This window comes from Pseudomonas sp. LF020 (assembly GCF_053456425.1).
This window is the reverse complement of record NZ_JBRFIX010000010.1, coordinates 100,510-121,031: the sequence shown is the minus strand read 5'-3', so window position 1 is coordinate 121,031 and position 20,522 is coordinate 100,510. Positions and strand designations below refer to the sequence as shown.

Annotated in this window: 20 protein-coding genes; 19 read left to right on the top strand and 1 reads right to left on the bottom strand. The window is 60.4% G+C overall.

Translation table 11 applies throughout. The features are described 5' to 3' along the window. The first annotated feature begins 12 nt into the window (after positions 1-12). Together ACU680_RS22580 and ACU680_RS22575 are read left to right on the top strand one after the other, a co-directional pair. Positions 13-1,161 (top strand): NAD(P)/FAD-dependent oxidoreductase, encoded by a 1,149-nt coding sequence (locus ACU680_RS22580; RefSeq protein ID WP_007962310.1) that lies wholly within the window; start codon positions 13-15, stop codon positions 1,159-1,161. A 190-nt stretch (positions 1,162-1,351) separates the two neighbouring features. Then, a complete protein-coding gene (locus tag ACU680_RS22575) occupies positions 1,352-1,627 on the top strand; it encodes an HU family DNA-binding protein (protein WP_003213368.1) in 276 nt (91 codons plus the stop codon). 99 nt (positions 1,628-1,726) lie between these two features. Here ACU680_RS22575 and ACU680_RS22570 read toward each other — a convergent pair whose 3' ends face one another. Further along, positions 1,727-2,080, bottom strand: a complete 354-nt coding sequence (locus tag ACU680_RS22570; protein WP_448180554.1) for a hypothetical protein — start codon at positions 2,078-2,080, stop codon at positions 1,727-1,729. A 743-nt stretch (positions 2,081-2,823) separates the two neighbouring features. Between ACU680_RS22570 and tssA the strand changes: the two genes are divergently transcribed. From tssA to icmH, 17 genes are all read left to right on the top strand, one after another. After that, entirely contained in the window at positions 2,824-4,386 is a 1,563-nt protein-coding gene (tssA, locus tag ACU680_RS22565; RefSeq protein WP_103368526.1) for a type VI secretion system protein TssA, read from the top strand. A 32-nt stretch (positions 4,387-4,418) separates the two neighbouring features. Beyond that, positions 4,419-4,922 (top strand): type VI secretion system contractile sheath small subunit, encoded by a 504-nt coding sequence (tssB, locus tag ACU680_RS22560; protein ID WP_003229587.1) that lies wholly within the window; start codon positions 4,419-4,421, stop codon positions 4,920-4,922. A gap of 25 nt (positions 4,923-4,947) precedes the next feature. Beyond that, positions 4,948-6,423, top strand: coding sequence for a type VI secretion system contractile sheath large subunit (gene tssC / locus ACU680_RS22555; RefSeq protein WP_003229584.1), 1,476 nt, complete (start codon positions 4,948-4,950; stop codon positions 6,421-6,423). Between the two features lie 9 nt (positions 6,424-6,432). Then, positions 6,433-6,840: a type VI secretion system baseplate subunit TssE gene (tssE, locus tag ACU680_RS22550; RefSeq protein ID WP_007920274.1), complete on the top strand. Its 408-nt coding sequence runs from the start codon at positions 6,433-6,435 to the stop codon at positions 6,838-6,840. 11 nt (positions 6,841-6,851) lie between these two features. Next, complete coding sequence (locus ACU680_RS22545; protein WP_367082098.1) at positions 6,852-7,358, top strand: PAAR domain-containing protein; 507 nt, start codon at positions 6,852-6,854, stop codon at positions 7,356-7,358. Between the two features lie 4 nt (positions 7,359-7,362). Beyond that, positions 7,363-8,214 (top strand): hypothetical protein, encoded by an 852-nt coding sequence (locus tag ACU680_RS22540; RefSeq protein ID WP_367082097.1) that lies wholly within the window; start codon positions 7,363-7,365, stop codon positions 8,212-8,214. Beyond that, the gene (locus tag ACU680_RS22535; RefSeq protein ID WP_367086201.1) at positions 8,211-8,588 is read left to right on the top strand and encodes a hypothetical protein; all 378 of its coding nucleotides are present in this window, start codon (positions 8,211-8,213) and stop codon (positions 8,586-8,588) included. The genes ACU680_RS22540 and ACU680_RS22535 overlap by 4 nt, the downstream gene beginning before the upstream one ends. Continuing rightward, positions 8,585-8,989: a hypothetical protein gene (locus ACU680_RS22530; RefSeq protein ID WP_007962318.1), complete on the top strand. Its 405-nt coding sequence runs from the start codon at positions 8,585-8,587 to the stop codon at positions 8,987-8,989. The genes ACU680_RS22535 and ACU680_RS22530 overlap by 4 nt, the downstream gene beginning before the upstream one ends. Positions 8,990-9,133: 144 nt before the next feature. Beyond that, positions 9,134-10,921 carry a type VI secretion system baseplate subunit TssF gene (gene tssF, locus ACU680_RS22525; RefSeq protein WP_448180553.1) on the top strand — a complete coding sequence of 596 codons (1,788 nt, stop codon included), beginning with the start codon at positions 9,134-9,136 and terminating at the stop codon, positions 10,919-10,921. Next, a complete protein-coding gene (tssG, locus tag ACU680_RS22520; RefSeq protein ID WP_041071592.1) occupies positions 10,885-11,892 on the top strand; it encodes a type VI secretion system baseplate subunit TssG in 1,008 nt (335 codons plus the stop codon). Before tssF ends, tssG begins: the two co-directional genes overlap by 37 nt. Positions 11,893-11,903: 11 nt before the next feature. Beyond that, positions 11,904-14,561 carry a type VI secretion system ATPase TssH gene (gene tssH, locus ACU680_RS22515; protein WP_367082095.1) on the top strand — a complete coding sequence of 886 codons (2,658 nt, stop codon included), beginning with the start codon at positions 11,904-11,906 and terminating at the stop codon, positions 14,559-14,561. Between the two features lie 10 nt (positions 14,562-14,571). Next, the gene (locus ACU680_RS22510; RefSeq protein ID WP_448180552.1) at positions 14,572-16,092 is read left to right on the top strand and encodes a sigma-54 interaction domain-containing protein; all 1,521 of its coding nucleotides are present in this window, start codon (positions 14,572-14,574) and stop codon (positions 16,090-16,092) included. Between the two features lie 351 nt (positions 16,093-16,443). Continuing rightward, the gene (locus tag ACU680_RS22505) at positions 16,444-16,584 is read left to right on the top strand and encodes a hypothetical protein (RefSeq protein ID WP_003229566.1); all 141 of its coding nucleotides are present in this window, start codon (positions 16,444-16,446) and stop codon (positions 16,582-16,584) included. An 18-nt stretch (positions 16,585-16,602) separates the two neighbouring features. Then, positions 16,603-17,796, top strand: a complete 1,194-nt coding sequence (gene tagH / locus ACU680_RS22500; RefSeq protein WP_448180551.1) for a type VI secretion system-associated FHA domain protein TagH — start codon at positions 16,603-16,605, stop codon at positions 17,794-17,796. Between the two features lie 5 nt (positions 17,797-17,801). Next, positions 17,802-18,302 carry a type VI secretion system lipoprotein TssJ gene (tssJ, locus tag ACU680_RS22495; protein ID WP_007962325.1) on the top strand — a complete coding sequence of 167 codons (501 nt, stop codon included), beginning with the start codon at positions 17,802-17,804 and terminating at the stop codon, positions 18,300-18,302. A gap of 2 nt (positions 18,303-18,304) precedes the next feature. Then, a complete protein-coding gene (gene tssK / locus ACU680_RS22490) occupies positions 18,305-19,636 on the top strand; it encodes a type VI secretion system baseplate subunit TssK (RefSeq protein WP_007962327.1) in 1,332 nt (443 codons plus the stop codon). A 5-nt stretch (positions 19,637-19,641) separates the two neighbouring features. Further along, positions 19,642-20,517, top strand: coding sequence for a type IVB secretion system protein IcmH/DotU (icmH, locus tag ACU680_RS22485; protein WP_003229559.1), 876 nt, complete (start codon positions 19,642-19,644; stop codon positions 20,515-20,517). The last annotated feature ends 5 nt before the right edge of the window (positions 20,518-20,522 follow it).

Below are 20,522 nucleotides of genomic sequence, written 5' to 3'. Positions count from 1 at the left end.
AAGGAGTAAGGCATGAACGCACCTGTCGTAATCGTCGGCACCGGGCTTGCGGGTTACAACCTGGCCCGCGAGTTTCGCAAACTCGATGGCGAAACCCCGCTGCTGCTGATTACCGCCGATGACGGGCGCTCTTACTCCAAACCGATGCTCTCCACCGGTTTCGGCAAGAACAAGGACGCCGATGGCCTGAGCATGGCCGAACCGGGCGCGATGGCCGAGCAATTGAAGGCCGAAGTGCGCACCCACACCCGCATCAGCGGCATCGACGCCGGCCACAAGCGCCTGTGGATTGGTGAGGAAGCGGTGTACTACCGCGACCTGATCCTCGCTTGGGGCGCGGAAACCGTGCGCGTGCCGATCGAAGGTGATGGCGCAGATCTGGTGTTCCCGATCAACGATCTCGAAGACTACGCGCGCTTTCGTGCCGCCGCTGCGGGCAAGCGCCGCGTCTTGCTGCTGGGGGCGGGCCTGATCGGCTGCGAATTCGCCAATGACCTGATCCTCGGTGGTTACGAGGTGCAACTGGTGGCGCCGTGCGAGCAAGTGATGCCGATGCTGCTGCACCCGGCCGCTGCGGCCGCCGTGCAGGCCGGGCTGGAAAGCCTCGGCGCGCGTTTTCACCTCGGCCCGGTGCTGACCCGCCTGCAAAAAGTCGCAGACGGGCTGGAAGCGCATCTGTCTGACGGTCAGGTGATTGCCTGCGATGTGGTGGTGTCGGCCATCGGCCTGCGTCCGCGTATCGATTTGGCGGCGGCTGCCGGCGTGCAAGTCAACCGTGGCGTAGTCGTCGACCGGCACCTGAAGACTTCCCACGCCAATATCTATGCCCTGGGCGACTGCGCCGAGGTCGATGGGCTGAATCTGTTGTACGTGATGCCCCTCATGAGCTGTGCGCGTGCGCTGGCACAAACTCTGGCGGGCAATCCGACGGCGGTGAGTTACGGCGCGATGCCGATCACGGTAAAAACCCCGGTGTGCCCGTTGGTCGTTTCGCCGCCTCCTCGGGGCAGCGAAGGCGTCTGGACCGTCGAAGGGCAGGGCGCCGACATCAAGGCCCTGTGTCACAGCGCCGATGGTCAGTTGCTTGGTTACGCGCTGACCGGCGCGGCAGTGATGGAAAAACTCGCCCTGAACAAACAGCTTCCGGCCTTGCTGGCGTAAATACCGGTCGTTCTGTCGGAATCACCCCGCTTTTGCCCCTACAAAGGTCGCGGGGAGACTGGCGCCGCCGGTATCCGCGTGCCATTCTCACTCCCGTCTGCCGCAGAGTAGAGCCTGCGGCGCCTTGGGCGCTGTTCCAACGAGAACAGCACGGACATAACAACAAAAAACCGTCAAAGGGGCTTCACTAATGCGTAAACCAGAACTCGCCGCTGCAATCGCTGAAAAAGCGGATCTGACCAAAGAACAGGCCAACCGCGTTCTCAACGCCGTCCTCGAAGAAATCACCGGCGCTCTGCACCGCAAGGACAGCGTCACGCTGGTGGGCTTCGGCACCTTCCTGCAACGCCATCGCGGCGCCCGCACCGGCAAGAACCCGCAAACCGGTGAACCGGTGAAAATCAAGGCCAGCAACACCGTGGCATTCAAGCCAGGCAAGTCGTTGAAAGACAGCGTCAATCCTTAAATTGCGGCGAACTCCCTGAGTAGCGGGGAGAACTGCAATAAAAAATGGGCACACCGATTGCGGTCGGGTGCCCATTTTTTGTGGTTGAAAATCGGCTGGTTAACGCCGGAAGCAGGCCTTGCCGTTGCCGAAATCCACGGCCAGGCAGTTCGGCTCGATCGCCAGTTGCAGATCCTGGAACAGGCCGGACAAATCGCTGTTGGACGCGGCTTTGGTTTCGCTCTTCAGCGTCACGGTGTCGTTTTCTACCTGCCAGGTACCCTTGGCAAACCCGTCTGCACTGCCATAAGCCACGCCCGCATCAAACGTGCCGTCCTTGCGCAGCAGCAGTTCGGCGCCCATTTCCATCGCACCGGTCAGATAGTAATGACCGTCAAGTGGCGGGGTGTCCGCAGAAGCGTGAGTGACGGGAAGCCACAGCAGTGCGGCGAACAACAGAGGTTTCAATTCCATGAGGTAAAGCTCCTTGGCGGCTCCGGGTTCAGGAGCCGAATCAGATGCAGGCTTCCGACTGTGGCTCAACCGTCAGCCGGCCTGGTTGACATTGCCGGGCGAAAAGAACTTACCAAAGCAAGCTGGCAACGTGGGAAATAAATCGATGTAAGAATTATCCCTGGAATCTGTCAGAGTATTTTCGGTGTGGAAGTGTTGCGAGAGTGGGATCGGACCGCACTTCGATAATTATTGAGTTGGCACTGAAGTACAGCATTCACGAGATGAATAAAGTTTCAAAAAAATGAATTGCCATCAAATTGATGGCACTTTTGTTGTTGGGCGTTGTCGCCAGTGAATTGTTTGTAAAATCCAGCGGTTTTTCGGAAGAATCCTACTTCTATTTTTTTCGAGAGTTGTCATGCTGGCCGCCGTGTAATGGGACGTACGTTCGTAGCGATTCGTGAAGGCTGGATCGGGCCGCTCTGGATCAAGGGTTCTGAGGCAGCAGGGCAAATGCGGGCAATATAATTCGCCATCAGGGATTCCCCTGCCACATATAGGGCGATCTCCTACACAGCCCAATGAACACTTCGTCTTGTTGTTTAAGCAGATGCTTGCTAGTGGCCATCATAGTGATTACGATGCGCCCACTTGAAAGAGCACATCTCAATTGGATGAGTCGCTTCACCGCTCTTCGATACTGTCCCGCGCCGCGGTTACTCCAATAGGCGCATGACTGTAATCCTAATTAAAGGCCATGGATGTCCTACTCAAGCAAACTTTCCGCCCATTACCTCGAACTCGCAAAAGTCTCTGTTTCCAAAGAGAATTTCGCGGGCGAAGACGTTCGTTTTTCGAGCGAATTCGAGGCGCTGGAAAGCGAGCTGGCGAAAGCCTCGTCGATGCACGAAAGCGGGCAGATCGACTGGCTGAAAATCCGTGAAAACAGCGAAAATCTGCTGCGTACCCAATCCAAGGATTTACGTGTTGGCGCCTGGCTGACCTGGTCGTTGTACCAGCGTGAATCCTTCCCCGGGCTGCTGGCCGGCCTCGGTCTGCTGCACCATCTGTCGGAAAACCACTGGGCCGACGTTCACCCGCTCAAACCACGCACCCGTGCCGCCGCTATCGGCTGGCTGGTGCCGCGTCTGGAGCAGGTGCTCACCGAAAACATTGCGATCAAGGAACAGTTGCCGATGTTCCGGCAGTTGTCCGAGCATCTGGCCGGCCTCGATGCCGCGTGTACCGAACATCTGGGTGACGACGCGCCGCTGTTGCTGCCGCTCTCGCGTCGCCTGAAAACCATGATCCAGCGTGCCGCCGACAATCAGCCGGCCCCCGGTGTGGTGGGCGCAGCAGTGGCGCAGGTCAAGCAGGCCGCGAGCCAGTTGCTGACCCCCGGCGCACCGATCGACAACGAAAAAGACGCCTACAAGGCTCTGCGCGCGCAGCAGGAAAGCGCGCGTCCGTTGTGTGCCTGGTGGCTCAAGCAGAAGGCCACCGACCTGCGCGCCCTGCGTCTGAACCGCACCTTGCTCTGGCTGCCGATCGACGCGGTGCCCGAACGCAACGCTGAACAGATCACCGTGCTGCGCGGCCTGCCGGTGGACAAACTCAAGCAGTATCAGGATCGCTTCGATCAGGGCAAATACGCCGACCTGCTGGTGGAACTGGAGGCGAGCCTGGCGAAGGCGCCGTTCTGGTTCGATGGCCAGAGGATGGTCTGGGAATGTCTCCAGAACCTCAACGCCGAGATGGCAATGCGCGAAGTGGAAATCCACTTCGCGCTTTTGGTTCAGCGCCTGCCCGGCATCATCGAATGTCGTTTCCATGACGGCGCGCCGTTTGCCGATCCGTCCACCCGGGCGTGGATCGCCGGCAATGTCATGCCGCACCTGCAAAGCGCCAGCGCGCCGCGCAAGGTCGAAACCGACGACGTCGAAACCCAGCCCGCCTGGGAAAAGGCCCTGCAGGACGTGCTGCCGCTGCTGCGCAAGGAAGGCCTCAAGCCTGCCGTGCAGACGCTCAAGCAAGGACTGCAATCGGCCCACGGCGGACGCGAGCGGTTCTTCTGGCAGTTCGCCCTTGCCCGGCTGTGCTTCATGGCCAAGAAGTACGAACTGGCCAAGAACCAGCTCGAAACCCTCGATCAGACATTACAGGACTCAGGCCTGCACGCCTGGGAGCCCGATCTTGCATTGGAAGTGCTGCACCTGCTGCACAGTTGCTGCGAGCTGTTGCCGCAGAACCATGCAGTGCGTGAACGCAAGGAAGAGATTTATCGCAGGCTGTGCCACCTCGATCTCGAAGTGGTACTCGAATAGGCCCCAGGGCCACAACCGCAAGGAGAAAAGCCATGGCCAAAGAAGGCTCGGTAGCCCCCAAGGAACGCATCAACGTCACCTTCAAACCCGCCACCGGCGGTGCTCAGGAAGAGATTGAACTGCCGCTGAAGCTGCTGGCAATCGGTGACTACACCCACCGCAAGGACGATCGCAAAATCGAAGATCGCAAGCCGATCAGCATCGACAAGATGACCTTCGACGAAGTGTTGGCCAAGCAAGAACTGGGTCTGACGCTGAGCGTGCCGAACCGTCTGCAGGAAGATGGCGAGGCCGACGAGCTGGCTGTGCAATTGCGCGTCAATTCGATGAAGGACTTCAACCCGGCCAGCCTGGTCGAGCAAGTGCCTGAGCTGAAAAAACTGATGGAACTGCGCGATGCGCTGGTGGCCCTCAAAGGCCCGCTGGGTAACGCACCTGCGTTCCGTAAAGCGATCGAAGGCGTGCTCGCCGACGACGAATCCCGCGGTCGCGTACTCGGTGAGCTGGGCCTGAACGCCGCAGCCCCGGACGCCTGAGACTCCAGCCAAGGAAGCCAACACAATGAGCACTAGCGCAGCACAAGAGAAGAGCGCCGAAAGCGGCGAGTACAGCATTCTCGACAGCATCATCGCCGAAACCCGTCTGACTCCGGACGACGAAGCCTACGACATCGCCAAGCGTGGCGTGTCGGCGTTCATCGAAGAACTGCTCAAGCCGCAGAACAACGGTGAGCCGGTCAAGAAAGCCATGGTTGACCGCATGATCGCCGAGATCGATGCCAAGCTCAGCCGTCAGATGGACGAGATCCTGCACCACCCGGACTTCCAGGCACTGGAATCGTCGTGGCGTGGCCTGCAGTTGCTGGTCGACCGCACCAACTTCCGCGAAAACATCAAGATCGAAATCCTCAACGTCTCCAAAGAAGACCTGCTGGACGATTTCGAAGACTCGCCGGAAGTCATGCAGTCGGGCCTGTACAAGCACATCTACACCGCTGAATACGGCCAGTTCGGTGGTCAGCCGGTGGGCGCGATCATCGCCAACTACTTCATGTCCCCAAGCTCGCCGGACGTGAAACTGATGCAGTACGTGGCCAGCGTTTCGTGCATGTCCCACGCGCCGTTCATCGCTGCGGCCGGCCCGAAATTCTTCGGTCTGGAAAGCTTCACCGGCCTGCCGGACCTGAAAGATCTGAAAGACCACTTCGAAGGCCCGCAATTCGCCAAATGGCAGAGCTTCCGTACTTCGGAAGACTCCCGTTACGTTGGCCTGACCGTGCCGCGTTTCCTGCTGCGCAACCCGTACGACCCGGAAGAGAACCCGGTCAAGTCGTTCGTGTACAAGGAAACCGTTGCCAACAGCCACGAGCACTACCTGTGGGGCAACACCGCGTTCGCGTTCGGCACCAAGCTGACCGACAGCTTCGCCAAATTCCGCTGGTGCCCGAACATCATCGGTCCACAGAGCGGTGGCGCGGTTGAAGATCTGCCGTTGCACCACTTCGAAAGCATGGGCGAAATCGAAACCAAGATCCCGACCGAGGTTCTGGTCTCCGACCGCCGTGAATACGAACTGGCCGAAGAAGGCTTCATCTCCCTGACCATGCGCAAAGGCTCCGACAACGCGGCGTTCTTCTCCGCCAGCTCGGTGCAGAAGCCGAAGTTCTTCGGCATCAGCGCAGAAGGCAAGGCGGCAGAGCTGAACTACAAGCTCGGCACCCAACTGCCGTACATGATGATCGTCAACCGCCTGGCTCACTACTTGAAAGTGCTGCAGCGCGAGCAACTCGGTTCGTGGAAAGAGCGTACCGACCTCGAGCTGGAACTGAACAAGTGGATCCGCCAGTACGTGGCCGACCAGGAAAACCCGAGCGCCGAAGTGCGTGGCCGTCGTCCGCTGCGCGCTGCGCAAGTGATCGTCAGCGACGTTGAAGGCGAGCCGGGCTGGTACCGCGTCAGCTTGAACGTGCGTCCGCACTTCAAGTACATGGGTGCCGATTTCACCCTGTCGCTGGTTGGCAAGCTGGACAAAGAGTAAGAGCGACTCATGGACGGATACGGCAGCCTGTTCGAGCGCCTCAACGGCGACGCGCAACTACGCAAGGGTAACAGCCTTGAGGCTTGTGCCATGGCGTCAGTGGCTGCCCATCTGGCCAAAATGCTCAGCACCCGGGCCGGCAGCGTGCAAACGCTGGCCGACTACGGGTTGCCCGATCTCAATGACATGCGTCTGAGTCTGCACGACTCCCTGAGTCAGGCCCGTCTGGCCATCGAAAACTTCATCGAAGCCTACGAGCCGCGCCTGAGCAACGTGCGTGTCATTTCCCTGCCGCGTGACCACGACCAGCTACGGCTGGCCTTCAGCATCGAAGGTCTGCTGGAAGTCGAGGGTTTCAAGCGTCAGGTCAGTTTTTCCGCGCGCCTGGATGGCAGCGGTCAAGTGAAGGTCACCTAAGGAGATTCCCGATGTCTGGCAAACCCGCAGCACGCGTATCCGACCCCACCGCTTGCCCACTCCCAGGCCACGGCACCAACCCGATCGCCGCCGGTTCCGGTGACGTGTTCTTCGACGGCCTCGCGGCCGCCCGCCAAGGCGATGCCTCGGCGTGTGGTGGTGCGTTGGTTGGCGATCTGGCGACCACGGTTTTGATCAATGGCAAACCTGCCGCCACCGTAGGTTCAGTCGGGGCCCATGGCAACAAGGTCACTGCCGGCTCCGGGACGGTGATTATCGGTAATTCGCATTCGCCGGCGCCGTTTGTGCCGCCGGAGCCGTTAGTCATTCCTGGAGTCTTCAACCGTGTTTTTTCTTTCCATACAGCGGACGGACAGCCAGTAGCAAACCTCAATTACAGAATGCTTTCTGACAGTGGCTTAGAGAAAGCAGGATGTTCATCGGCGGCTGGAGGCACAGGGTGTTTCTCCACTGGAAAACAAGCCGAGATGGTTACCATCTACGTGTCGTCGGAGTAATCGCGTGGAAACCTCTATTGTCATCGACGGCGTTGCGCACATTTTCGAGACTTCCGATGGAAAAACGGAACTGAAAATCAAAGCCGAAACTACGCCGAGTGAAGATAAAAAACCGAAACAGCTTCCATTGCCTCACGTCTGGTTAATAACCAGAGGAAATGGGGTGCCACTTTTTGCTCTAAAACCGAATGCAACAGATGTTCAGTTCAGGATCATGAAAGCTGAGAAACTGTATGCGGAAGCAATTCAGTGGTTTGAGCCGTTGGCTGATAATTACCGGAAGAAAATTTGGGTGAATCCCGAGTCTAAAACTGCCGGTACAGACGCCTACAACGCCTATAAACAGTTTAGTTGGGCGCAAATTATCAAATTTGCAATTATTGACCGGATGTCAATTAGCTTTGCCCCGACAATGCCCGGTGATTGGAAAAATAGTTCTGAGGGTGGTGCCGGATTTTTAATGGTCATGATTGATGGTGAGCCCTATTGGGCTGACGGGGTTGGGCAAATACCGTTCGCGACCGATACATATCGTTTATATCTGGAAGAAACCAAATCTTTGGAAGCTGCCATTAAGAAAACCGTTGAAACCGGTATGAAGTATGGTGATGGTCTTCCTATATTTCCAAAGGAGGACAAGACCAATGAGTACGATAATTATATGGTGCTGCGTGGGGCTTTATGGGCTTCGGAAAATTTTGAACTACGCACTGAAACGGTAAGAGTATTTGCCGGACGAATGGGCTATCGCGAGAAAGTGGTGACCAGTACGGTTTATCTCGGCACATCCGATCAGAAGTTAAGAACCTCCATCACACAAGGCTCTGTAGATAAGTATGGAGAGTGGAAAAGATGATGGTGAGGCTAGCGGCGGGTTTATTAGTACATTTTTTTGCCTGCGTCATTTATGTCGTGGTTAATTACTATGGTGTTTCGCTGTACAAGTTTTTATTTGGTGGGCTGACCTCGCGTGGTGCTTCCATCGGGATTGCCATGTATATGGTGTTTTATCTGTTTGTTTTTGTAAATTTAGTTGTTGCTGTAATTCCAAGGCGAATGGTGAAAGTTAGCATTGTTTTTCTAATGGTTGCATTGATATTGGTTTATCTGTTGCCGCTTTATCCTGTTCGCGCGGCCGCTTATAGCGTTTTAACGGGTGGACTAACTATTTTGGCGATATGGCTGGCTGGCAAGCTTGACAAGATGTTGTTGGCTCGGGTCATGACATGAAGTTTTTTTGCGGGCACGGCTCAATGAAATCAAGGGCGTGGCAATGCCTTGCCACTTTCCTCTGCTCGGTCGGTTTGCTGACGATTCTGGTCGGCTTCGCATTGCTGTTGCGAATGGAAAGCTCGACCGAACCGAAGCTCTTCGCTAATCCCCACGCGTTGTGGATTGGCGCCGAGGATGGCGGGGTTTTTGTCGAGATCACCAAGCACGAAGCGCCCAACTATTACGTGGAAATTCGTCACGAAAATGGTGAGATGTGGACAGAAGGCTGGGTTCGATATGGCACCCGGGATAGCCATCCACTCAGCGCTGCGGCAATTGGTGGCTACGGCGGCAAAGAGCTCTATGTGTATACGGGCGTCGAGATCACTCCGCAAAAACAAGGAGCCGCACAGCGATGAATTTCTACGTGCGCGTCGCGCAGACGATCCCTCATTCTGCCATCAACACCCGGAACCGCATCGCCAGGAGACGCTGTATGTCCGCAACGACAATCGTGCTCCAAAGAATGTTTTTCATGCGATCCACTACCAGGCAGGTAACCCGTGTCCTTTAACCACTACTACCAAAGCGAACTCACCGCACTGCGCCAACTCGGTCGCCGTTTCGCCGAGCGTAGTCCGGCGTTGGCGCCGTTCTTGGGCCAGGCCGGGCGGGATCCGGATGTGGAGCGGTTGCTGGAAGGTTTTGCGTTCTTAACCGGGCGTCTGCGGCAGAAGCTCGAAGATGAGCTGCCGGAGCTCAGCCATTCGCTGATGCAACTGCTGTGGCCGAACTACATGCGTCCGCTGCCGGCGTTCAGCATTCTGCAGTTTGATCCGCTGAAGCGTTCCGGGCCGGCGCTGGTGGTCGAGCGCGATACGCCGATCGAAAGCAAACCGATCGAAGACGTGCGTTGCCGCTTCCGCACTTGCTACCCGACGGAAGTCTTGCCGCTGGATCTGGCAGCGCTGAACTATTCGGTAAAGGGCGACGGTTCGCTGCTCAGCCTGCGTCTGGAAATGAGCGCTGACGGTCACCTCGGTGAACTGGAGCTGAGCAAACTGCGCTTGCACTTCGCCGGCGAGCGCTACATCAGCCAGATGCTGTATCTGAGCCTGCTGCGCAACCTGGAAGGCATCGAACTGATCCCGCTCGACGGCGCCGGCAAGCCAATCGATGGCGTGGCGGGCAAGCCGATGGCGTTCAAGATTCCGGGTGACCGGGTCAAGCCAGTGGGCTTTGCCGAAGAAGAAGCGTTGATCCCGTATCCGCTGAACACCTTCCGTGGCTATCGCTATCTGCAGGAATACTTCGCCTTCCAGGACAAGTTCCTGTTCGTCGACGTCAACGGTCTGGACATCCTCAAGGCGCTGCCGGAAGACACGCTCAAGCAGATGCGCGGCCTGGAATTGCGTTTTGATATCCGCAAGAGCGGGATCATGCGCATGCGGCCGACCCTGGATAACGTGAAGCTGTTCTGCACGCCGATTGCCAACCTGTTCGCCCACGACGCGCTGCCGATCCGCCTCGATGGCAAACAGGATGAATACCTGCTGCTGCCGGCGGAATACGATCTGGAAAACTGCGGCGTGTTTTCGGTGGAAACCGTCACCGGCTGGAAGCCCGGCGGCCTCGGTTATCAAGAGTACGTGCCGTTCGAATCGTTCGAGCACGACCCGAGTTTCGACGTGCCCAACAGCCGTCCGCATTACAGCATCCGCCAGCGTTCGTCCTTGCTGCACGACGGCCTCGACACCTACCTGAGCTTCGGCATCCGCCATACCGAAGCCCACGAAACCCTGTCGATCGAGCTGATCTGCACCAACCAGAACCTGCCGCGCAAGCTCAAGCTCGGCGACATCTGCATGGCCTGCGAAGAGACGCCGGAGTTCCTGAGTTTCCGCAACATCACCCCGGCCACTTCGAGCTTTGCGCCGCCGCTGAACCGTGACTTCCTGTGGAAGCTGATCAGCAACATGTCGCTCAACTATCTGTCGCTGGCCGACGTCAACGCGTTGAAGGTGATTCTCGAAACCTACGACCTGCCGCGCTACTACGACCAGCACGCGGAGAAGGTCAGCAAACGCCTGCTCGGCGGCCTCAAGCACATCAAGCACCACCACGTCGACCGGCTGCACCGTGGCTTGCCGGTGCGCGGTCTGCGCACCGAACTGACCATCGACCCGGAAGGGTATATCGGCGAAGGCGACCTGTTCGTTTTCGCCTCGGTTCTTAACGAGTTTTTCGCGCTTTACGCCAGTCTCAATTCGTACCACGAGCTGCGGGTAAAAAGCACACAGGGAGAGGTGTACCAATGGACACCACGTATGGGCCTGCAGCCCCTGCTTTAAGCGGGCTGACCAAGGTAATACGCGAGTACTCGCTGTTTCAGGCCGTGCTGCTGGTGATCGACCGGCTGCGCGAGGCGCACCCGTACCTGAGCGAAGACGATCTGTACGATCAGGTGGAGTTTCAGGCCAACCCGAGCCTGGGCTTTCCGCGCAGCGACGTCGATCGCGTGGAGTTTTTCGAAGAGCACGGGCAAATGCGCGCGCGCATGCGTTTCAACCTGATCGGGCTGGTCGGCTCCGGCTCGCCGCTGCCGGCGTTTTACGGCGAGCAGGCTCTGGGCGACAGCGAGGACGGCAACCCGACGCGCAACTTCCTCGACCTGTTCCACCATCGCCTGCAACGGCTGATGCTGCCGATCTGGCGCAAATACCGCTATCGCGCCAGCTTCCAGAGTGGCGCGATCGACCCGTTCTCCTCGCAGCTGTTCGCGCTGATCGGTCTGGGTGGCGACGAGATCCGCAAGGCCAAGGAACTGAACTGGAAACGCCTGCTGCCGTACCTCGGTTTGCTCAGCTTGCGCGCGCACTCGGCGGCGCTGATCGAAGCCGTGCTGCGTTACTACTTCAAGCACGAGGACCTGGTCATCGAGCAGTGCATCGAGCGTCGCGTGGAGATCCTCGACGAGCAGCGCAACCGCCTCGGACGCGCCAACAGCCTGCTCGGTGAAGACCTGGTGCTGGGCGAGCGGGTGCGCGACCGCAGCGGCAAATTCCGCATTCACATCACCGAACTCGACTGGGAGCGATTCCACGAATTCCTGCCGATCGGTTTCGGTTACCAGCCGCTGTGCGCGCTGGTGCGGTTCACCTTGCGTGACCCGCTCGATTACGACATTCGCCTGGTGCTGCGCCCGGAAGAAATCCGCGAACTGCGCATTGGTGAGAAGAACGACTGTCGCCTGGGATGGACCAGTTGGCTGGGCTGCGAAAAAGCAGACGGCGTGGTCACCCTGGGCAGCAAAATTCATTAAGGACGTGAGCCATGATCAACGTAGACCTGCAACAACTCATCCAGGCGCTGGACGCCGAAACCCGTCGTGACCTGGAGCGTTCGGCCGAACGTTGCGTGGCCCGTGGCGGCAGCAAGATCCTCGTCGAAGACCTGCTGCTGGGCCTGCTGGAGCGTCCGCACGGCTTGCTGTCGCGTGCGTTGCAGGATGCGGATGTCGATGCCGGTGAACTGAGCGCCGCACTGCAATCTCGCGTTGAACACAGCGCCTCGCGCAACCCGGTGTTCGCCCCGGAACTGGTGCAGTGGCTGCAAGACGCGCTGCTGGTGGCCAACCTCGAACTGGGCCAGACCCAGGTCGAAGACGCCGCGCTGATCCTTGCGCTGCTGCGCAACCCGATGCGCTACGCCGGCAGCCGTTATCAGCCGCTGCTCGCCAAACTGAACATCGATCGCCTGAAGGAATTTGCCCTGTCGCAACAGGAGCAACCGGCCGCCAACGGCAAGCCGGCCGCTCAAGGCGAATCGCTGCTGCAGCGTTTCACCCACAACCTGACCCAGCAGGCGCGCGACGGCAAACTCGACCCGGTGCTGTGCCGCGATGGCGCGATCCGGCAGATGGTCGACATCCTTGCCCGTCGCCGCAAGAACAACCCGATCGTCGTGGGTGAGGCCGGCGTCGGTAAAACCGCCATCGTCGAAGGCCTGGCCTCGCGCATCGCTGCCGGTGAAGTGCCGCAGGTGCTCAAGGGTGTTGAACTGCTGTCGCTGGACATGGGCCTGCTGCAGGCCGGCGCCAGCGTCAAAGGCGAATTCGAGCGTCGTCTCAAAGGTGTGATCGACGAGGTCAAAGCCTCGCCGAAACCGATCATCCTGTTCATCGACGAAGCCCACACCCTGATCGGCGCGGGCGGCAATGCCGGCGGTTCCGACGCGGCCAACCTGCTGAAACCGGCGCTGGCTCGCGGTGAACTGCGCACCATCGCCGCGACCACCTGGGCCGAGTACAAGAAATACTTCGAGAAGGACCCGGCGCTGGCCCGGCGTTTCCAACCGGTGCAGTTGCACGAACCGACCGTCAGCGAAGCGGTGACCATCCTGCGTGGTCTGGCGCAGGTCTACGAGAAGAGCCACGGCATCTACCTGCGCGATGACGCGGTGGTCTCGGCGGCGGAATTGTCGGCGCGTTACCTGGCAGGTCGGCAGCTGCCGGACAAAGCCGTCGATGTGCTCGACACCGCGTGTGCCCGCGTGCGCATCAGCCTCGCCGCTGCCCCGGAAAGCCTTGAGCGCCTGCGTGGCGAACTGGCCGAAGGTGGCCGTCAGCGTCAGGCCCTGCGCCGCGATGCCGAGGCCGGTCTGCTGATCGACCACGAAGCGCTGGATGCGCTGGAAGCGCGGCTGGACGAAGCCGAAAGCGAAATGGTCGCGCTGGAAAGTCTGTGGACCGAACAGAAACAACTGGCCGAGCGCCTGCTGGAACTGCGTCAGCAACTGGCCAAGGCCCGCGAAGCAGCTGCCGTCGAGCCGACCGTCAGCGTTGAAGAAGACGCCGAAGGCACGGTGATCGAAACCATCGCCGCCGAGGTCGAGGAAGGCCAGAGCGTCGAAGCGCTGGAAGCCGAACTGCACCAGACCCACAGCGCCCTCACCGCTGCTCAAGTCAAAGAACGTCTGGTCAGCTTCGAAGTCTGCCCGCGCCTGGTGGCCGAAGTGATCAGCGCCTGGACCGGCGTGCCGTTGGCGCAACTGGCCCGCGAGCACAACGCCAAGGTCGCGAGTTTCGCCACCGATCTGCGCACGCGTATCCGGGGTCAGGAACAAGCCGTGCACGCACTGGATCGCTCGATGCGCGCCACGGCGGCTGGCCTGAATAAACCTGATGCACCGGTCGGCGTGTTCCTGCTGGTTGGCCCGAGCGGCGTCGGCAAGACCGAAACAGCACTGGCCCTGGCTGACCTGCTGTACGGCGGCGACCGTTTCATCACCACCATCAATATGTCCGAATTCCAGGAGAAGCACACCGTCTCGCGTCTGATCGGTGCGCCACCGGGCTACGTCGGTTACGGCGAGGGCGGCATGCTCACCGAAGCGGTACGGCAGAAGCCGTACTCGGTGGTGCTGCTCGATGAGGTCGAGAAGGCTGATCCGGACGTGCTCAACCTGTTCTACCAAATCTTCGACAAGGGCGTGGCCAACGACGGCGAAGGTCGCGAAATCGACTTCCGCAACACCCTGATCCTGATGACTTCGAACCTCGGTAGCGACAAGATCAGCGACCTCTGCGAAGACGGCGCGCGCCCGACCGCCGAGCTGCTGGAAGAGACGATTCGCCCGGTGCTGAGCAAACACTTCAAACCGGCGCTGCTGGCGCGGATGAAAGTGGTGCCGTATTACCCGGTCGGCGGCCCGGTGCTGCGCGAGCTGATCGAGATCAAACTCGGTCGTCTCGGCGAACGCCTGAACCGTCGTCAGCTGGATTTCAGCTGGTGCCAGAACCTCGTCGATCACCTGTCCGAGCGCTGCACGCAAAGCGAAAGCGGCGCGCGCCTGATCGACCATCTGCTCGATCAGCACGTGCTGCCGCTGGTGGCCGACCGCTTGCTCGACGCAATGGCCACCGGTGAAAGCCTCAAGCGTGTGCATGCCACGCTCGACGGCAACGCCAGCGTGACGTGCGAGTTCGCCTGAGGTGGGTGTGATGTTCACTCAAGTGCCGCAGCCACTGGTCTATGCCGAAGCCTTGCTGGCGCAGTTCGCCAGCCTGTCGCGCGCGGCGGACGGTGCTGCGCTGCTGGGTGACTTCGTGCGCGGGTTGGCCGAGCTGAGCGGTTGCGAACTGACACAGCTGTACCTGCTCGACGCTACCCACACCTGCCTGGGAATGAACGCCGAATGCCTCGACGGCGCGCTGCAACCGCGCGCCGCCACCAGCCTGCCGGCGGACTACAACGGTGAGCAGCTGCTGCAGTTTGCCCTGTGCCAGAACCGCGTGGTCTGCCTCGACGATCTGGGCGCCAGCCTGCACGAGACCAGCTTTTTGCCGGCCACCGCTGGTGCCTGGCAATCGCTGCTGTGCGTGCCACTGGTCAATCAGCAGAAGGCGGTTGAAGGCTTGCTACTGTGCGCCAGTCGCCGTCACGTCGACCTGCAGGGTTTTGCCGATTCCCTTGGCCAGCTCGGCTCGTTCGTTCTTGGTCAGCTGCATTTGCTGCAGCGTCTGCGCCAGCCGCCGGCAGAGTCGGCCACGGTGGCGCGCAGTGTGCCGAGCATCAACGGCTATGGCCTGATCGGCAAAAGCGCCGCCATGCGCCAGACCCACTCGTTGATCAGCAAAGTCCTGCACAGCCCGTACACCGTGCTGCTGCGCGGCGAGACCGGCACCGGCAAGGAAGTCGTGGCCCGGGCGATTCACGATTGCGGCCCGCGCCGCTCTCAGGCGTTCATCGTGCAGAACTGCGCAGCAGTCCCGGAGAACCTGCTGGAAAGCGAGCTGTTCGGCTATCGCAAAGGTGCCTTCACCGGTGCCGATCGCGACCGCGCGGGGCTGTTCGATGCGGCCAATGGCGGCACGCTGTTGCTCGACGAGATCGGCGACATGCCGCTGTCACTGCAAGCGAAGATATTGCGCGTGTTGCAGGAGGGCGAGATCCGTCCGCTGGGTTCCAACGACACGCACAAGATCGACGTGCGCATCATCGCCGCGACGCACCGCGATCTGTCGACGCTGGTCAGCGAAGGCAAATTCCGCGAGGACCTGTATTACCGCCTCGCGCAGTTCCCGATCGAGCTGCCGGCCCTGCGTCAGCGCGAAGGCGACATTCTGGAACTGGCTCTGCACTTCGCCGAGAAGACCTGCGCGTATTTGCAGCGTGATCCGGTGCGCTGGTCGAGCGCGGCGCTGGAACACCTGTCCGGTTACACCTTCCCCGGCAACGTGCGCGAACTCAAGGCACTGGTCGAACGCGCGGTGCTGTTGTGCGAGGGCGGCGAATTGCTGGCCGAGCATTTCTCCCTGCGCATGGAGCCGATCCCCGAAGACCACAGCGGCCTGAACCTGCGCGAACGCCTGGAAAAAGTCGAACGCACGTTGTTGCTCGACTGCCTGCGCAAGAACGACGGCAACCAGACCCTCGCCGCCCGCGAACTGGGCCTGCCACGCCGCACCCTGCTGTACCGCCTCGGGCGGTTGAATATCAACCTGGGTGACTTCGATGGTTGATCTGAAATTGATCGCCGCGTCGAGCCGTATTCCTGTGGCCAATGATTTGCTTGGGGCTTGCAGATTACCTGTGGCGAGGGAGCTTGCTCCCGCTCGGCTGCGAAGCAGTCGCAACCAGATGAACCCGGTTTCCCTGAGGCACCGCAGTGTCTGGTTTTGGGGCTGCTGCGCACCCCGGCGGGAGCAAGCTCCCTCGCCACAGATTGCGCACTGGCCACAGGAGGTGCGTTCACCTCGCTGGTCTGGCTCAAGGCCCCGATGCAGAGCCTTCGAGACCACCCAAAGAATTAATTTCAGCGCCGCCCGCAAGGGTCGGCGCTTTGTGCTTTGTCTACCCCTGGAGACCCTCTGATGTCTGTTCGTCACTGGCACGCTGTCCTGCTGACCCTCGTCGTTCTATGCGGCCTTGGCGGCTGTAGCGGCAATTACAAATTCAACGACAACGACTATCGCCCGTTGGGTGATCCGCAAGCGGTCAATCGCGGCAAGTGACCGCAAGGAGCATCAAACATGGAACTGGTTTTCGAAATGCTGAACACCAAGCAGTTCGTGCCCACCGAGTTGTGCCAGAAGACCTTCAAACAGGCCGGCGGCGTGATCGGGCGAGGGGAGGACTGCGACTGGATCATTCCTGACCGCAAGCGTCACCTGTCCAATCACCACGCGATTGTCAGCTACCGCGAAGGCACGTTTTTCCTCACCGACACCAGCAGCAACGGCGTCCAGGACGGCGGCAGCGGCGCACGCCTGCACAAGGGCGAGCCGGTGCGCATCGAGCACGGCAGCACCTACGTGCTCGGCGACTTCGAGATTCGTGCGCGGCTGGTGCGCGATCCGGCGACCTTCGACGGCGAAGTCGGCCGGCCGCGTGCCGCCGGCAGCATCATCCCGGACGACGCCTTCCTCGACCTTGATCCGCTGAACGCGATCGAACAGCAAGAGCGCGTCTATTCGGAAATCGACGAACTGTTGGCCCCGACCGCCAAGCCCGAAGACTCCCGTCAGCGCGCCGACTATGCGCGCATCGACATGGAAAGCCTGATGGTGCCGGAGCTGATTGCCCCGGTTGAGCCCGAGCCAGCTCCGGCCCCGAAGGTCGTCGAGCGGCAGAGCGAGGGTTTCTGGGAGCATTTCGGTGCGGCGCTGGGCGTTGACGTCAAAGGCCTCGATCACGACGCCCGCGAAGCTTTGGCACTCAATGCCGCACGCCTGTTGCGGCAGAGCATCGGCGGTTTGCAGCAGAGCCTGCGCACCCGTTCGGAGCTGAAAAACGAACTGCGTCTGGCTCAGACCACCGTGCAAGGCACCAACAAGAACCCGCTGAAATTCGCCGTCGATCCGAGCGAAGCGCTGCAGATTCTGTTGCAGCCGCACAAGCCCGGTCATTTGCCGGCCGAGCAGGCGATCTCCCGTGCGTTCCGCGATTTGCAGGCGCATCAGGTAGCCTTGCTCACCGCCAGCCGCGCCGCCGTGCGCGGCACGCTGGAGCACTTCTCGCCGGAACAACTGACCCTGCGTTTCGAACGCGACAACAAGCCGTTGATCGCCACATCGGGCGGACGCTGGAGAGCGTTCGGCCGGTACCACCAGGCCCTGCGTCAGGACGATGACTGGAGCGAGCGTCTGCTGGCCCGCGATTTCGCCCAGGCCTACGAAGAACAGATTCGCCTGATCTCCACCCTCCACACCGACCACCAAGGATGATGCGCATGTCTCGCCGCTCGACCGCTTTTTTCAAGACGCTGACTGCGCTCACCGTGCTGGTGCTGCTCGCCGGTTGCTCGTCGCTGTCGCCGTACTCGAAAGTGACCAAGATCAACCTGAAACTGACCGGCAGCGATCAGCTCAACCCGGACCTCAACGGCCGTCCTTCGCCGATCGTCGTGCGCCTGTTCGAGCTCAAGCACCCGGTGACCTTCGAGAACGCTGATTTCTTCAGCCTCTACGAGCGCGCCAAGGAGTCCCTCAACCCGGATCTGGTGGCCAGCGAAGAACTCGAACTGCGCCCGGGTGAAACCGTGGAAATGAAGCTCAGCGTGGAGGAGGGCAGCCGCTACGTTGGCGTCCTCGCTGCGTACCGCGATCTGCCGGAAACCAAGTGGCGCTACACCGTTCAGGTCACCCCGCTGGAGCTGACCGAGGCCGATCTGACCCTCGATCAGGCTGGTATCCGCAACACCCATGAAGCGCTCGCCAAGGCGGATGACTGAACATGAATACCCATAAAGTCATTTGGCAGGAAGGCATGTTGCTGCGGCCGCAGCACTTCCAGCACAACGATCGCTATTACGATCACCAGATGAAAACCCGCACTCAGTTGCTGGGTGGCTACACCTGGGGTTTCCTCAATCTGGAGATCGACCTGCAGTTCCTCAACATGGGCAAACTGGTGATCAGTGCCGCCTCGGGGATCCTGCCGGACGGCAGCCTGTTCGAACTCGGCGGCAACACCGAGCCGCTGGCGCTGGACGTACCGCCGAACACCGGTAACACGCCGATTTACCTGGCGCTGCCGTTGGTCACCGGTAACCACATCGAGGCACGCCGTCCGGAGCAGTCCGATGTGCTCGCGCGTTACACCGCGTACGACGCCGAAGTGGCCGACTCCAACGCCGGCGATGATTCCGCCAGCCAGGTCAGCTGTGGTCGCCCGGATTTCAAACTGTTGCTCGGCGAGCAGCAGAGCGATCAGGCCTACGTGAAGCTGAAGATCTGCGACGTGCTCGACACCACGCCGGACGGGGTGATCAGCCTCGACCCGGATTTCGTGCCGACCTACATCCAGGCCCACGCGTCCAGCTATCTGCTGTCGTGCCTCAAAGAAGTCATCAGCATGCTCAACCACCGGGGCGACACGATTGCCGAGCGGATTCGCTCCAACGGCAAGGTCGGCGGTGCGGAAGTCGGCGACTTCATGATGCTGCAACTGATCAACCGTACCGAACTGCTGCTGCGCCACTACCTCGGTCTGGAGCAGGTGCACCCGGAAGAGTTGTACCGCACGCTGCTGACCATGCTTGGCGATCTGGCGACCTTCTCCAGCGACAGCAAGCGCCCGCGTCTGGACAGCCGCTATTCCCACGCCGATCAGGGCGCGAGCTTCCGCAAACTGATGGAAGCGATTCGTCAGGTGCTGTCGATGGTGCTCGAACAGCACGCCATCGAACTGATCCTGCAAGCGCGTCAGTACGGCATCATCGTGTCGCCGTTGCACGACCACAAACTGCTCGGCTCGGCATCGTTCGTGCTGGCGGCGAGTGCCAACTGCGACTCCGAAGAACTGCGCCACCGCTTGCCGGCGCACCTCAAGGTCGGCCCGGTGGAGCGCATCCGCCAACTGGTCAACCTGCACTTGCCGGGGATCAAGGTCAAACCGTTGCCGGTGGCCCCGCGGCAGATCGCGTTCCACTCGAACAAAACCTACTTCATCCTCGAACTCAGTTCCGAAGACCTGGCGCAACTCGAGCGCTCCGGCGGCTTCGCGTTCCACGTGTCCGGCGAATTCGCCGAGCTTGAACTGAAATTCTGGGCCATCAGGAACTGACCGACATGATCAAGGAAACGGATTACAACCAGGACGACAAAACCGTCCTGCTCGATCGTCAGGGCCACGGACCGGCAGCCAGTCCGCTGACCGACTTCGCCGCGCCGCCGCGCTTCGAGCAACTGGAAGAACGGATGATCTACGCCGCGCGCCTGCGCCCGGCGGAGGCGTTCAACATCAGCCTCAATTCGCTGGTGGCGGCGTCGTCCGAACTGCTCTCGGAAGTGGTGCGCCTCAAGCACAGTGAAACCCGCGAAGACCTCTACGCGCTCAACGAGCGCCTGACCGCCGGGCTCAAGCTGTTTGAAGTGCGCGCGTTGCACAACGGCGCCGAAAGCAGCCAGGTGATGGCCGCGCGTTACGTGCTTTGCACCGTGGTCGACGAAGCTGTGGTGACCACGCCGTGGGGCAACGAAAGCGAGTGGTCGCAGATGAGCCTGCTCAGCAGCTTCCACAACGAGACGTTCGGTGGCGAGAAGTTCTTCCAGCTGCTTGATCGGCTGTCGAAGAACCCGGTCAAGCACCTGCCGATGCTTGAGCTGATGTACCTGTGCCTGTCCCTCGGTTTCGAAGGCAAGTACCGCGTGCAGGCGCGTGGCATGCTCGAGCTTGAAGGCATCCGCGACGCCCTGTACCGGCAGATCCGTCAGTTGCGTGGCGACGTGCCGCGCGAGTTGTCGCCGCACTGGGAAGGCCTCAACGACCAGCGCCGCAACCTGGTGCGCATCGTGCCGGCGTGGATGGTGGTGCTGTTCACGTTGGTCTGCCTGGTGGTCATGTATTCGGGCTTCGCCTGGGTCCTGGGCGAGCAGCGCGACACCGTTCTGCAACCTTATCAGCCGCTTGATCCGGCCGCGGTTCAACCGCAGTCGCAGCCGTAACAGGG

Bases quoted from the DNA above. Each gene is read 5' to 3' on its own strand.
- tssE (WP_007920274.1), top strand. From the start codon at position 6,433: ATGGACGGATACGGCAGCCTGTTCGAGCGCCTCAACGGCGACGCGCAA.
- ACU680_RS22580 (WP_007962310.1), top strand. From the start codon at position 13: ATGAACGCACCTGTCGTAATCGTCGGCACCGGGCTTGCGGGTTACAAC.
- tssB (WP_003229587.1), top strand. From the start codon at position 4,419: ATGGCCAAAGAAGGCTCGGTAGCCCCCAAGGAACGCATCAACGTCACC.
- tssJ (WP_007962325.1), top strand. From the start codon at position 17,802: ATGTCTCGCCGCTCGACCGCTTTTTTCAAGACGCTGACTGCGCTCACC.
- tssG (WP_041071592.1), top strand. From the start codon at position 10,885: ATGGACACCACGTATGGGCCTGCAGCCCCTGCTTTAAGCGGGCTGACC.
- tssK (WP_007962327.1), top strand. From the start codon at position 18,305: ATGAATACCCATAAAGTCATTTGGCAGGAAGGCATGTTGCTGCGGCCG.
- ACU680_RS22535 (WP_367086201.1), top strand. From the start codon at position 8,211: ATGATGGTGAGGCTAGCGGCGGGTTTATTAGTACATTTTTTTGCCTGC.
- ACU680_RS22545 (WP_367082098.1), top strand. From the start codon at position 6,852: ATGTCTGGCAAACCCGCAGCACGCGTATCCGACCCCACCGCTTGCCCA.
- ACU680_RS22575 (WP_003213368.1), top strand. From the start codon at position 1,352: ATGCGTAAACCAGAACTCGCCGCTGCAATCGCTGAAAAAGCGGATCTG.
- ACU680_RS22570 (WP_448180554.1), bottom strand. From the start codon at position 2,080: ATGGAATTGAAACCTCTGTTGTTCGCCGCACTGCTGTGGCTTCCCGTC.
- ACU680_RS22510 (WP_448180552.1), top strand. From the start codon at position 14,572: ATGTTCACTCAAGTGCCGCAGCCACTGGTCTATGCCGAAGCCTTGCTG.
- tssH (WP_367082095.1), top strand. From the start codon at position 11,904: ATGATCAACGTAGACCTGCAACAACTCATCCAGGCGCTGGACGCCGAA.
- ACU680_RS22530 (WP_007962318.1), top strand. From the start codon at position 8,585: ATGAAGTTTTTTTGCGGGCACGGCTCAATGAAATCAAGGGCGTGGCAA.
- tssA (WP_103368526.1), top strand. From the start codon at position 2,824: ATGTCCTACTCAAGCAAACTTTCCGCCCATTACCTCGAACTCGCAAAA.
- tagH (WP_448180551.1), top strand. From the start codon at position 16,603: ATGGAACTGGTTTTCGAAATGCTGAACACCAAGCAGTTCGTGCCCACC.
- icmH (WP_003229559.1), top strand. From the start codon at position 19,642: ATGATCAAGGAAACGGATTACAACCAGGACGACAAAACCGTCCTGCTC.
- ACU680_RS22505 (WP_003229566.1), top strand. From the start codon at position 16,444: ATGTCTGTTCGTCACTGGCACGCTGTCCTGCTGACCCTCGTCGTTCTA.
- tssC (WP_003229584.1), top strand. From the start codon at position 4,948: ATGAGCACTAGCGCAGCACAAGAGAAGAGCGCCGAAAGCGGCGAGTAC.